15 protein-coding genes are annotated in these 13,151 nt (G+C 55.6%); 12 read left to right on the top strand and 3 right to left on the bottom strand.

Annotated elements, in window-relative coordinates; translation table 11 throughout:
- Positions 1-14: 14 nt before the first annotated feature.
- Positions 15-389: a copper homeostasis periplasmic binding protein CopC gene (copC, locus tag H0X95_RS09200; RefSeq protein WP_059721392.1), complete on the bottom strand. Its 375-nt coding sequence runs from the start codon at positions 387-389 to the stop codon at positions 15-17.
- Positions 390-504: 115 nt separating this feature from the next.
- On the opposite strand from copC, the gene H0X95_RS09195 reads away from it, so the two are divergent.
- The 7 genes from H0X95_RS09195 (at position 505) to H0X95_RS09165 (ending at position 8,353) form a co-directional block, all read left to right on the top strand.
- A complete protein-coding gene (locus tag H0X95_RS09195) occupies positions 505-1,221 on the top strand; it encodes a 16S rRNA pseudouridine(516) synthase (protein WP_006482773.1) in 717 nt (238 codons plus the stop codon).
- Between the two features lie 594 nt (positions 1,222-1,815).
- A complete protein-coding gene (locus H0X95_RS09190; protein ID WP_125902558.1) occupies positions 1,816-2,298 on the top strand; it encodes a DUF2778 domain-containing protein in 483 nt (160 codons plus the stop codon).
- Entirely contained in the window at positions 2,295-2,573 is a 279-nt protein-coding gene (locus H0X95_RS09185; protein ID WP_105775754.1) for a hypothetical protein, read from the top strand. Before H0X95_RS09190 ends, H0X95_RS09185 begins: the two co-directional genes overlap by 4 nt.
- Before the next feature lie 865 nt (positions 2,574-3,438).
- Complete coding sequence (locus tag H0X95_RS09180) at positions 3,439-3,783, top strand: hypothetical protein (RefSeq protein ID WP_196446031.1); 345 nt, start codon at positions 3,439-3,441, stop codon at positions 3,781-3,783.
- A 1,066-nt stretch (positions 3,784-4,849) separates the two neighbouring features.
- Entirely contained in the window at positions 4,850-6,721 is a 1,872-nt protein-coding gene (locus H0X95_RS09175; protein ID WP_105776998.1) for a DEAD/DEAH box helicase, read from the top strand.
- Between the two features lie 315 nt (positions 6,722-7,036).
- Positions 7,037-7,354, top strand: a complete 318-nt coding sequence (locus tag H0X95_RS09170) for a hypothetical protein (RefSeq protein ID WP_146122870.1) — start codon at positions 7,037-7,039, stop codon at positions 7,352-7,354.
- A gap of 216 nt (positions 7,355-7,570) precedes the next feature.
- On the top strand, positions 7,571-8,353 hold the full coding sequence (locus H0X95_RS09165; RefSeq protein ID WP_181154984.1) for a Rha family transcriptional regulator: 783 nt from the start codon (positions 7,571-7,573) through the stop codon (positions 8,351-8,353).
- Between the two features lie 323 nt (positions 8,354-8,676).
- On the opposite strand, the gene H0X95_RS36385 is transcribed toward H0X95_RS09165, so the two are convergent.
- Positions 8,677-8,814 carry an H-NS family nucleoid-associated regulatory protein gene (locus H0X95_RS36385; protein WP_370871465.1) on the bottom strand — a complete coding sequence of 46 codons (138 nt, stop codon included), beginning with the start codon at positions 8,812-8,814 and terminating at the stop codon, positions 8,677-8,679.
- Positions 8,811-9,035, bottom strand: coding sequence for a hypothetical protein (locus H0X95_RS35935; protein WP_230878176.1), 225 nt, complete (start codon positions 9,033-9,035; stop codon positions 8,811-8,813). The genes H0X95_RS36385 and H0X95_RS35935 overlap by 4 nt, the downstream gene beginning before the upstream one ends.
- 133 nt (positions 9,036-9,168) lie before the next feature.
- Here H0X95_RS35935 and H0X95_RS09155 point away from each other — a divergent pair, with 133 nt between their 5' ends.
- The 5 genes from H0X95_RS09155 to H0X95_RS35930 all read left to right on the top strand — a co-directional run bounded on the left by H0X95_RS09155 (position 9,169) and on the right by H0X95_RS35930 (position 13,151).
- Positions 9,169-9,681, top strand: a complete 513-nt coding sequence (locus H0X95_RS09155; RefSeq protein ID WP_181154985.1) for a helix-turn-helix domain-containing protein — start codon at positions 9,169-9,171, stop codon at positions 9,679-9,681.
- Positions 9,682-9,944: 263 nt separating this feature from the next.
- Positions 9,945-10,310: a hypothetical protein gene (locus tag H0X95_RS09150; RefSeq protein ID WP_146122872.1), complete on the top strand. Its 366-nt coding sequence runs from the start codon at positions 9,945-9,947 to the stop codon at positions 10,308-10,310.
- 54 nt (positions 10,311-10,364) lie between these two features.
- Positions 10,365-11,027, top strand: a complete 663-nt coding sequence (locus H0X95_RS09145) for a hypothetical protein (protein ID WP_146122873.1) — start codon at positions 10,365-10,367, stop codon at positions 11,025-11,027.
- Positions 10,942-11,847 (top strand): terminase small subunit, encoded by a 906-nt coding sequence (locus H0X95_RS09140; RefSeq protein WP_105777000.1) that lies wholly within the window; start codon positions 10,942-10,944, stop codon positions 11,845-11,847. The genes H0X95_RS09145 and H0X95_RS09140 overlap by 86 nt, the downstream gene beginning before the upstream one ends.
- Entirely contained in the window at positions 11,847-13,151 is a 1,305-nt protein-coding gene (locus H0X95_RS35930; protein WP_146122874.1) for a hypothetical protein, read from the top strand. Before H0X95_RS09140 ends, H0X95_RS35930 begins: the two co-directional genes overlap by 1 nt.

Raw genomic sequence — 13,151 nt, 5'->3', positions numbered from 1 at the left:
CCGCCGCCGTTGCGTCACTTCACGCTGAAGCCGTACGCGCCCTGCGTGCGATGCCCGTCGGTCGCGACGGCCACCCACTTCACCGTGTACGCGCCCGTACCGGGCGCCGCGAGCGGCACCGTCATCCGCTTGCGGTTCGACGCGTCGATGCGCGCGCGGCCGTCCGACACCGTCTTGCCGGCGCCGTCGACGACGACGATCGAGCTGAATGCCGGCTCCAGCGGCTCGGTGAAGTCGATCGTGACGGCGGCCGGTGCGGCAGCCAGCGCCGCGCCCGCCGCCGGGTCGCTGTGCGCGAGATGCGCGTGCGCGAACGCGGCCGACGAAACGGTTGCGGCCACGATGACGGCGGCAACGTGTCGGCCGAACGGGAACGAATCGAAAGGCATGGACTTTCCGTGAAGAATGAACGGGGCGCCGCGCACCGCGCAGCGTTCCGGCAGCTTACCAGCGCACGCGCGTTCATGCCGGTCGGGCACCAGTGCTTGATAGAATGCGCGCGCTATGGATCTCGAAAGCATTCTCTACACCCAGGGCTTCGGCTCGCGTCGCCAGTGCCGCGGCCTGATCGAAGCCGGCCGCGTCGCCGTCGCGGGCGCCGCCGCGACCGACCCGGACGCCGCGTTCGACACCGACGGCCTCGTGTTCTCGGTCGACGATGCGGCATGGCCGTTCCATGCGCGTGCGTATCTCGCGCTCAACAAGCCGGCCGGCTACGAGTGTTCGCGCGATCCGCAGCACCATGCGAGCGTGTTCAGCCTGCTGCCCGCGCCGCTCGTCGCGCGCGGCGTGCAGTGCGTCGGCCGGCTCGACCAGGACACGACCGGCCTGCTGCTGCTGTCCGACGACGGCCAGTTCGTGCACGCGTACACGTCGCCGAAGCGCAAGGTGCCGAAGACCTACGTCGCGACCGTGCGCCACCCGCTCGACGACACGCAACTGCACGCGCTGCGCACCGGCGTGCAACTGCACGGCGAGCCGAAGCCGATCGCGGCCGTCGCGGCCGACGCCCGCGCCCCGCACGCGCTCGCGCTGACCGTCCTCGAAGGCAAGTACCACCAGGTCAAGCGGATGGTCGCCGCGGCGAGCAACCGCGTCGAATTGCTGCATCGCGAAAGCATCGGCGGCTTCACGCTGCCGGCCGACCTCGCGCCCGGCGCATGGCGCTGGCTCGACGAAGCCGACCTTGCCGCACTGCGCAATCCCGTCAAAACCCTGTAAGGGAATTTTACGATCCTTATATGACAAGCCTGAGCGGGGTTGTACGTATTTTTGTACGTAGAAAAAATTTGGCTACTTCCCCAAGCTCCGCATGATGCCATGCGCCACTTGCCGAACTTCCTCCGGACGGGCGTGAACGGGACTCCACCGCGTGCGCGCGCCCTGCTTCACGACCGCCGCTGACAGGTCTATCAATTCCTGCCGGATCGCCGCATGGACTGGCGCACCGAGCACGCTTGGTGCGCGCCGCGCAAGTTCCCTCACTACGTCAAAGTCGCGTTGCAGGATTGACACAACGTGCGCCACAAGGTCGGCGCGCTCTCTGGTGGACCGCTTGATTTGCTCGGTGGAGATCGGAGTAAGAGCGATGGGTTCCAGCGCTGCGGGGGTCAAGTATTCGTGCTTCATAGGCCGAAGTGTACCGTGCCGGTGTAGCGGGCTTTGCTGTCATCCCGAGTCAGGTTCGTGACAGCGAGTTACCGGACGGTTGCCCCTTCCTTTGAGACCTGATGGAGGCAGACGAGGCTTATTGAGTTTGTCAGGCTCTTGTGCCACCATCCGTCGGACAATTAACTCAAATATTCCGAGGGATAAATGCCCGCAAGCTGCTTTTACACGTTGAACAAACAAAACATTTCCGCGCTTGTATGCTCTGGCTTGGGTAGCATGGCTGCATTCTCGGGTAAGCCGGGATTCATCAACGACCCAGCAGCCGTGGCGAAACAGGATACTGGCCCGATCCCACCGGGCCGTTATTACATCGTTGCAAGGCAGTCGGGCGGACACCTTGGCTGGCTTTACGATTGGCTTAAAGACCAAGCCTCGCACGTTGATCACAGTCAATGGTTTGCTCTTTACCGAGCGGACAAGCAGATTGACGACTTCACATATGTGTCCGGCGTGAAGCGCGGAAACTTCCGATTGCACCCGAATGGTCGGTTTGGGATTAGTGAAGGCTGTATTACCCTAAACTCTCAAGCGGATTTCAACCGACTCCGCGAATTCCTGCTCAAGCAGCAGACGGCGATAATTCCCGGCACATCGCTTCAATATTACGGAACGGTAGACGTGCGATGAAGCGATTCTTCCTCTGGCTGGGTGTCACGCTGCTTCTGACAATTCCGGCATTTCTCGTCCTTACTCGAATGGACCCGCTCATGGACTGGCTTTATAGCGGGTCGGGATGGGACACGCTTGCGCCGCTGTTCCACATTTCGAATGCGGTGGGGAGCGAAGGTCACGAAAACGTGATCGTGAACGTTCTACTGCTCGCTTCCTTTCTTCTGGCGGGACTTATTGGGGTCGTCGCGGTCAGGCTGATCTTCCCGCGCTCCCGGAATCCCTCGGCCTAATACGCGGAGAAGTACCGCTCTCCCTGTCGCCACCCGTCCAAGCCGCCCAACTTCGGTCGTGCTGGTTCGTCTATTCGCCCATTTTTCGGGATATATTACCTGTGTTGGGCCACATTGGCCCGGACTGAGGGGACCTACGCAACGTCGCACTGAAAGGTAGGAGCGGAGAATGAGAACAAGCAAATCGCTTATTGGAATGGGCTTGATTGCCGGTTTAGCGGGGTTATTGAATGGATGCGCGATGACGCCGGACGAAATCCACAACGCCACGACGGAGAAGTTGTGCCGGGCATATAGCGCCCCACTCAGCGACACCTACTTCAGTCCGGAGATTCGAGACGAACTCTATCGACGCGGTGCCGGTTGGTGTACCGATCCGAATGTCGTCATGAGTCGGGCCAACAACAGTCTCGCTCTTATACAGAGCGGCACCGCTTTGATGCAGCAGAGTGCACCCCGCCCCGCTCCCGTAATCGTATCGCCGCCTATCACGTGCCACAGCTACGGTGGCTGGACAACCTGCCAGTGACAAAAAAAGCCCCCGAGGGTGCTCAACTCTCGGGGGCCATACGAGGCCGGACGGCTTACACATGACCGCCCGTGGCGAGTGTACCACGCTTAGGGATTCACCTGCGTGACCTGCGTGTGACGTGCAGAAATGTGCGCTGAAAAAAACCCGTGCGAACAGGAGCGAACGCACGGGCCAAAGACCGCGTAACCGAGGCAGTATACGCGTGAAACCCATTATAGCTTACCCGAAGGTTCGAAAACGCTTAAAATCGACGTCTCACAATTTAAATCAGACGTATACTACATTTTGTCTGACAAAAAACGCCGACTTCGTAATCAGCCAGCAATGCGCCCGGTGCTTGACCTGATGCGGACTGACCGTGGTTACATGCTTGGTCGATTTTTGGGGCTGGTTTGTCACCTTTCGCGGACCATCGATCCGACCGATTTCCATCGGCATATCTCGGAAAAACCTGATGCGGCAGTCAAGCGCGCGTCCTTAGTCCTAAATTTCGAACTCGAAAAAATCAGAGCAAATGATCCCGAGCGTGCGGTAGTGATCCGACGGCGGATGCTCTCCATTGTGGAGCCTTTGCGCTCCGTCGATATGACCGCGCCGCTCAGTTTCGCGGAACAGCACGCATTTTCCCAAGGCTTATTTCTGGAGCGAGAAGCGCTCGAACTCGGCGGGATCATTTGACACGCCGGACTGAGGCACCGAGAGTTTCGCGCGCCGATCTTGCAAGCTCTTCAAAATGCGCTGCTCGGCTGCGTCGAAGTATGTCCAGTCTCGGGAGCGGCGATCGGGGCACGACGGATGCGTAGCACCTAATCTACCGGCGCTCGCCCCCACTCAATTCGCCGAATAGCGCGGCGTTTCCCTTCTTTTTCGTCGTTCCGTACTGGACCGGCCGTCTCGCAGAAAAGTGTGCAGTCAGCGCGTCTGCTCAACCGGCGTAACCACCTGCTCAAACGGCGTCACTGTCGGGGGCTGTCGCCCCAGCCGCTTCGCGGCTCCCCCCCTGAGCGCTGCGCTCCCCCAGCCGTCTTTTCCGTTTTTCCAGTCCGGTCGTAGGGACCGCCGTGGAAAATGGTAGACAACGGACCGTTCTATTAGAGGGGGGACGTTATCACCTCTTTCATGTCTGGTGCTTCGCACCAAGTCGAAAATAGCGATAACGAGTCCTCCTATAAGGAACGCTCAGTGTCTACTCTTTCCGGTCTGGTCCAGACGACCGATGCGGAAAACGATAGAACCAGATTGAAAAATATCATCAGATACCACCGTGCCGTATCGCGAGTGGCCGAAGGCCCGAAGCGATACGAGGTGGTGTTCCGAAGGAAAACCCCACACAGCCCCCATCCGATATCCAGATGGTTTCATCGTCGGCTGTATCTGAAATTGCGAGCATTGTCCGCCGTTCCGCTTCGCTCCACGGTCACGCCATGCCAAGACTGCGTGAAGCTGTTCCGACTTGGTGCTCCGCACCCGACTGGAACGAGTCCGCCAATCTGCTCGCCATTCCCGCCCGTCTCCCCCAGTCCCCCCGTCCCCAACAGTGACGCCGGTTGAGCAGGTGGTTACGCCGGTTCAGCACCGATTTTGACCCTCTCCCTTGTTTAGTAATTTCGCCCGCTCAGTTTAGTGAAATTTTTTGGTCGTGTGCATCGAAGAAACCGGAAATCGCGGAGTAAATACCAATTTTATTTTGTGAAGGGGCGTTGTCCCCGTCATCTACCAAAATTGACTTGAGGATTGAAACGTGATGAATATTTCCTTTGTCGCTGCACCTCCCGGTGCTCGCAAGACGACTGCTGCGCTGAATTACATCGCTGACCATATTCGGCGCGGTGACGACGGAGAAGAAGTCGGATTCATTTTTTACGTCGTGCCGACCCGGAAGCTCTTGCATCAAAGCTTGGACAACCTGAGAAAGCTGGTCAAGGACCATCAATTCCGAGATTACGTCCGCGAGATCACTTCTGAACGCGTTAATAGCCGCGCCGTTTCCGATCGAATCCATGCCGCACTTGACGGGAAGTCGCTGAACGGGATGTCGTCCCGCCCGTTTGTCGAAGGATCGGTCATTTTCATGACACACCAGGGTTTCCTTGGCCTGAAGGATCACGACCTGTTCGCGCGCACAACGATCGTGTTCGATGAAGCCCGGAAGTGGGTATCTTCTGTGGAAACGCTCAAGCTGCCCAAAGGGGCCGATACACTCTTTAACGGCTTGTTTGAACAGCAAAAGTTCAAGAAAAGCGAGTTCACGATCCTGCGGCCGAGGGACATTCCTCACAATAAGCGGGCATCCCTGATTACGAATGACGCGTCCGGGGAAGCGTACGCCAAACTGTCCGAAATGCACAAGACGCTATCTAAGCGCTATGACGGACATGAACGGGTACAAATATTCGCGCGCAAGACCGAAACTGAGAAGTCGCTTCGTATCACCTATATCGAGATGCCATCGTATCCGTTCAGGGGCTTCCGAGAAGTAATCATCCTGTCGGCGGACTTTGAAAGCTCCCAAATGCACCATTTGCTGCGCTACGAAGAAATTCAGCCGAAGAACATTACAGAAAGCTTTATGAACAAGTGGCTCGGCGGGGAGTATCGCAAGTGTCTACAGTCAGTCGAGGCGCGGCACAGTAATGTAACGATCCTGCCATTGATCCGGTCTGACCGCATGCCGTCGAAGTATCAGGCGCAGTCTGGCATTCTCATCGCACGCGATAAGCTCGTTGATTTGAAAGAGAAAATGGAAGCTCTGGACGTCGATACCCCGGCGCTGCATGCCGTGGTCGAGCACGAACGCAAGCACGGTAACGTTGACTACCTCCTCGACTCGTCGGCCATCAAGCTACGAACTGCTCTGCGGGAATACGGCTGCGAACTGGACATTCTTCAATGGATGATCGATCGGTCGACCGAAGCGGCTACCGAATGGTGGAAGAAGCACGGCAAACCCGCGAAAGGTGTTGGCATGCTCAATAACGATGCGGCTGAACGCGGATATGTGGCCGACCCCGACCACTTCGACACGATTTCCGTCGGCGAGATTGAGGGACGGAACGAGTTCTCAAAAGCGAATGTAGTCTGCTTTTTAGCCAGCATTAATCCAGACCCGATGGTCAGCAGACTGCTTAACACGATGCTCGGTCCGACCGGATACGATGCCTCGGAAGACTACATTGTGGACAAGGCGATTCAGGGGATCGGCCGGGGGAATATTCGCGATCATGATTCCCATGCCGAAATGTTGGCGATTGTCCCGACGACCGGTCTGGCCGAACGGCTGCGCGCGCGAATGAAGCTCTGCCCGACAATCGATTACAGCGTCGTGGACCAACAGGGGCTTACCTACTGGAGCCTGAACGAGGCTGCTTCTGAAGAAGAGCGAGAGCCTGAGTCGAAGAAGGCTGCGCGCCGACAAAAGGAGTATCTGAAAGACCCGCTCAATGCCGAATTGACCAAACTTCGCAAGCTTCGATCAAAGGCTAAGGCCCAGTTAGCGGCGGCCAAGACGCCGGAGAAGGTCGCCAAGTACGAGCGTCGAATTGCCGAAATCCAAGACCAAATTCGCGAAAAAACGGAAGAACGCAACAGATTTCGAGACGCACACGAACCGTTCTAACCGGTCGCCATCCTCTCGGAGACACACGTCGGAAGAAGAAAGAAGGGAAAGCCTACCCCTCATATATAAGACCGACTCTTTCCCGTTTTGTCGATCTTTTTCGGCGCGACTTCGAAAATTTCCCGCGCAAACGCTAATTTTAGTGATGAAGGGCGCAACAATTTCGCGCCTCGCTCACCCTCTTGAGAAACCACTATGAAAAAAACTCTGCTTCGCTCTATCGGCCTGACGTGCCTCGCATTGGCAGTCTACGCAAGCCTTTTCGCGATTCTGCATTTCTCAACTCATTGATTCAAAGGAAAAAAGGAAGATCGTATGTTGAATCTCGGTCCTACACAATATTCTCCGCCTACGTGGGACGATTTGCCGATCCAGCCAGAGACCAATCCTGCTGGACTGGAACGGGAAGCCCTGCGCGAGTCAGTTTACAGTTTCCTGACTAAGGTAATCCCAGTCGCGATTCGACGGATGGGCGAAGGGGATTACCCGCCTGCGCTATGTCGCGAACTACTGAACCGGCTGAACAACCACATTCAGATCGCTGGCGAACTTGGATGCATCAAAGAGGAAACCCGGCTGATTCAAACGCTGCGAAACGTTGCCGCACGAATGGATGCTTTGGTTTATTCCTGATTTTTCGTATTTCTCAAATCTGAGAAAAACTCCCATCCCCGCAGTAAATAAATGATACGGGCATTGGCGTGCCCAATTACACAGGGGTCATCCCTGCACCGTGCGCTTTGTGTAGCGTCACGCCAACTTTTGGTAAACAGCCAAATGACGGTGCAGGGGTGACCTTTTCTTCTTGCAGGTCTAAAAATGAATAACGGGCAAATGAATAACGGGCTTATGACTTTCGATCCGGCGCAGCCCCTCACTATGTCATCACGCGAGATTGCGGATTTGACGGGGAAAGAGCATCGTAACGTATTGCGTGATGTTCGCGCGTTGCTGGACGAGCTAAATCTAGATGCGCTCAGTTTTGAGCACATCTATAAAGACGCATCAAACCGACAGCAGACGGAATTTCGGCTACCAAAACGGGAAACCCTGATTCTTGTATCTGGGTATAGCGTGCAGATGCGTGCGCGAATCATTGACCGCTGGCAGGAGCTCGAAGCTACGACAGCTAACAAACTACCAACGCGAACAGAAGCGCTCCGTCTCGCATTGGAGCAATCAGAACGTGCCGATGCGGCCGAAATAGAAGCCGAAAAACAGCGTGCTCTGAAACAAGAGTGGAAACTGTACGCGAAAGAGCTTGAGAACGACGTGGAACAGAAGGCGGCTGTAATCCAAAGCCAAGCTCCAGCAGTAGCCTTTCACGCCACCTTTACCGCAAATGGTGAAGATATGGGATTCCGAGAGGTCGTGAAATTCATTCGCAGGGTTGATCCAGAAATTACCGAACCTTCGTTTCGCAAGTTCCTTCAGGATGGACGAATCGTCTACAAGCTCAATGGGAAGGATACACCGTATGCGTCTTATGACGCGCCTGCGCGCGGTCTGTTCCGTATGACGATGAATTGCGCAGGACAAAAGGACTGGAAATTCACAGCGAAAGGAGCGGAATGGATCAAAGACCTCTGGCTCAAGGATCAATCGCATACGCGCCCCGTTTCAGGCGCTTGACGCCACCATAGTATCGCACACTACACTGTACGTTTATACAGTGCATTGACGAGCATGGATAAGGACCGCTACGTCAGCAGCGACCGGTTCAGTTCACGCTGCTGCTGGGTGTGCGAGCACTGGTCTGGCGTCGCGATTTGTCAGGGGAGCCACGCGTGCTGTGGCCACCCCCGGCATCCCGGCTTGATCGGACGGCCGCGCTTGGGATGCGCATTTTTCGCGCGTGCAGTAGGTCTTGACGAACTCGACGCCGAGACTTGCGACGCGCTCGCGCACAAATACTCTAAGTCATGAAAAAACCCCGCTCAACGCGGGGTCTGGATTTATTCCGACGTTGCCGTATCGATCGCCAACTGTCGTTGGCGTGGATCGGTTTCCGGTCGGATTTCATATTCGGCTTCGTGGCCTGCTAACCAGCGCGGCAGCCTGCCTCGACCGTTCCACGTCTTCCCCGTGCTCATTTCGGCAGCATCTTGCTCGTTTTTCGCCGCTTGCCTGTCTTGCGCTGAAAATTGAAGCGCTCGTTCAAGAGCTTGATGACTTCGAGCGCGAACGATTCGCCAAGCTCATCAGCCAGCGCAGTAACGGTTTTAATTCCGGCCTCACGGGCTTCGGCTTGCGCAGATTGAATCTGCGCGTCGATCTCGGCCTTCCGTTTCAACAATTCACTCAGTTCGGGCATTCGTATTTTCCATGTGTAGTGAACCTAACGCACTTTCCCGTGCGCATTTGTGGACTATACCGCTCGATCCGATTCTATTCAACCTATCTATATGAAACGAATTCGCAGAATTCCATTCGAAGAGGTCATCCACATGACGCGCATGCTTCTGACGATGCCCCCCTCAGAAGTAGCCGCGCACTTTGATGTATCCACGGCTTTCCTCGACTCGCTATACCACATTGACCCCGCGCATATCCGCCATAAAGGCATGATCTACGAGTATGAGGTGCCGGACGAACCCGACGAACCCGACGAACCGGAAACGCCCGAAGTCATCGAAATCTGCGGCGTCGAATATAGTGGAGCGGCATTAAAGCTTCTTCGCATGGGCAAGGAAAAACGCATGCAGCTTGAGCTGCAGGCAAAGCAGCGCGCCGAACGGAAGGCACAACGTCTTGGCCCGAATGCCAAAACATACGGCAGGCGATCGACTCTCGGGCGCACAGGCCCGCTCACCCCGGACGAGGTTCGGGAAATCAAAAAGCTACTCTCGGAAGGTCTTTCAGGAAGGGCCGTGGCAAGACAGTTCAAAATTTCGCCCGCCACGGTGCGACGGGTTCGCACTGGGCAATCCCATCGATTCGTAACCGACACTCCTGAATAATGGGTGATACCTATCAAATCCTGAAAATTTGCTAATTTCATTATAAGAGCAAATGCAGGGGCATCTATGCTCTATTTTCCCAGTTAGGAAAATTTTCAATCGCCGCGCTTTCGAAGCTGGCATATGGCCCGTGATTCGAATGCCGCAGGCAGGGGGCTTACCGATTTCATCCCTACCCACAAGAAATCGGCCTAAATCCTAAACTTGGGCGGGTCCGGCCGATCGTTGATCCGCCCTAAACCTATTCTGGAGCGATTCAACGCATGGAAGAAATCGAACCGACAACCGAAGCGCGGGCAGACCAAATCGCCGCGAACCCCGTCTCCGATGATACGAGCGCAGCATCCACACAGGACGCTCAACCCGGCACTACCGGCGTGCCTGTCGTAGAAAACTCATTCGCCCGCGTCCATCCAACAATCGGCCTGCGGACAGCTACCGACAAGCTCAATCGTGCCGCTCCGATTATCGATGTTCAGACTGAAATCACCGTTTGCTTCGCGGACGGGACGATGTGCCGTACGTCGGTGGCCCACAGCCGCCACGACGCAGGAACGAATGCCGAGCGAATCGCAGCGGCACTGTCACAGGTGACTGTCGAATCCGCAATTCGCTGTATCGCCAACTGATTTACCTTCCCCTGATATTCACGGGAAGGTTTTTTGCGTTCGTGCGGAAGACCTATGACGACCTTAATACAACAAGAAAGACGCTCATTGGCAATCGCTCCGACGCGGGATCACGCAAACCCGACTGTCGCTGTGCTTCAACTCGACGCAGTTATTGAAGTCGGTTCCGAAGACGGCCCGCCTTTCGCGCTAGACGCTCATAAATGGTCCATCCTCCATATGGGGGCGCTCACCAATCCGATTACCGATCTGCGCGAGATATCGATGCAGTCTCAAAAGTTCTATGCAGAACTTTCAGATTTGATAATCGAGTACAGACCAGATGGACTGGCGGCATGCAATTTGATCAATAGCGACTGCGTTAGCGCAATGATCGGAATTATGTCTGTCATGCCCTCATCGACGTTCACCACAACACGGGGATTGGTATTCCCGGAAAACAGGTCCACCTACGTAAAGCCTCACATCGAAGAGCGGGTTGAGTTCTCGCCGCTGTACCTCTGCCCCGTCCCTCAAGAAAACGCGATTTTAATTGCTTCGCACGCACTCCAAGACGGCGTGCAGAAACGTTTTGGGCTGGAAATTCCCCGAATCAGTCCTCGGGAATTTAAGTCCATGATAAGGAACTACTATGGCACTACTAAAAAAGGAGCTTCCCGACCCGGAAAACGTCCAGAAAGGCTCATTCGGACCACGCGCAACGCCAATTCCCGATGAGGCGAAGCTCAGAATCACGCTCGAAAAGGATACCGAAACCGGTGAAACCAAGCGGTTGACATTTCAAGAAGAAACGTTGTGTCTGGAATATATCAAAGACCACAACTGGTTTCGCGCATGCAAACGGGCGGGTCTGAAAACCTCGACCGATCTCCGCATGCAGCCGCACATTCGCAAGCGTCTGGAAGAATTGCATGCTCTCAAGACAGCGCGCCACGCAATCGAAGCCGAAGCAATCACCGAGTACCTGTTTAATGTAGTCACGGCCGATCCTAACGAATTGGCAGAAGTCGTTACGGGCGCGTGCCGATACTGCTACGGATATGACATTTCGCACCTTGCCAAGCACGGCGAGTACAAATACAACCACCACTACCAGTTTCGAACCAAGGATGAGCAAAAGCGCGTCAAGGAAGCGAACAACGGGAAATACCCGAACGGCAATGGCGGGATTGGGTATTCGAGCGAACGCGCACCGAATCCTGACTGCCCGATGTGCGACGGTCGCGGCGAAACACATTACGTCGTCCACGACACAAACACTTTCAGTAACGCCCGCTACTTGATCAAAGGTTTGAAGATCGGGAGCAATGGCCAGATTGAAGTTCAGACGCTTGACAAGCTAAAGGCCGCAGAAATGCTGCTGCGCACGCTCGGCGCATTCGAAGCGGACAACAAACAGAAAAAAGATACGCACCTCATTATCGAGGGAGGCATCGATCGCGAACTACTCAAGAAGCTCCAATCAGCGTCACTTGACGACCTCGAAGCCGAATTGCAGGCGCAGCTACGAGACGAGCATGAGGTTGGGGATGATTAATGAGCGGTCTGATTCAAATTCCCAAGCTTCGGTACGATCAATCGCTCATTGTCGCGGACCCTCATCGCTGGAAAGTCGTTCGCTGTGGTCGCCGGTGGGGCAAGACCGTGCTGCTGTCAGCAATCGCAGAGGATGCCACAGCGAAAGGCGAGCCGGTCGCGATCTACGCTCCGCAATTTGCGACGCTACAAGAAACATTCAGGGATATCCGAAACGTACTCGATCCGATTATTACGTCAGCTTCGCAGGGACACGAAATCCGCACGTCAACAGGCGGGAAGTTGGATTTTTGGTCCCTTCAACCGGGCGGAATGTTCGGGCGAGGACGAAAGTACAAAACTGTCCTCATCGATGAAGCAGCGTTCGCTCCGCCCGGCACCCTGCACGAATATCGCACCGCAATCATCAACCTGACGAAAGAGTTCGCGGATAGTCAGATTTACGTGTTCTCGACGCCGGAAGAACCCGATCTCGATAACTTCTTCTACGCACTTCACGCGCACGACGATTATCGATGGATAGAAAACGATCCAAAGGGCAATCGCCGCAGGTTCAAGCAATTCTGGCGACCTACTCACTCGAATCCCGCCATTCCACGCCAAGAACTAGAAGATGACAAAGCCACCATGCACCCTCTCGCCTACAAGCAAGAGGTGCTGGCGCAGTTTGTTGACTGGTCCGGCGTGTCGCTATTCTCAAACATCAATCACGGCGTCCAGCCACACCCGCGATACGACTACATATTCGCCGTGATCGATTCCGCCATGAAATCCGGCGTCGAGCACGACGGCTGCGCGGTAATGTTTTTCGGCTACACATCAGCATTCACGCCACATTTGCACGTGCTCGACTGGGACATCGTTTCGCTCGAAGCCGTCAACCAATACCAATGGCTGCAACAAATTCTGGGACACGGTGAATATTTGGCGAAGCGCTACGCCGCACACCAAGGATTCACGACCTGCCTTATCGAGGATAAAGCCAGCGGAATCGTTCTGCTGCAACAAGGTCGCGACAACAACCTTCCCGTCGAACCGATTCACTCGGTCTACACATCCGTCGGTAAAGACGAACGCGCGCGAACCATCCTCGATCCCGTGTACTCGGGTGCAGTGAAGTTCGTGCAGTACGCGTACGACAAGGTGACCGAATATAAGAACGAAACCAAAAACCACGCGATAAACCAGATTCTGCGTTATCGCATCGGGGATAAAGAGGCATACAAGCGGCCGGACGACCTGTTCGACGCATTCAGCTACGGCGTCATCTACGCACTGGTCCCACAGATGCGCAGACGCGATTAA

Origin of the sequence: Burkholderia sp. 9779_493 (assembly GCF_015712215.1) — a bacterium.
In the GTDB taxonomy this organism is placed as follows: Bacteria; Pseudomonadota; Gammaproteobacteria; order Burkholderiales; family Burkholderiaceae; genus Burkholderia; species Burkholderia cenocepacia.
Note: the sequence above shows the minus strand (reverse complement) of the source record. Positions and strands in the feature narration are given on the sequence as shown.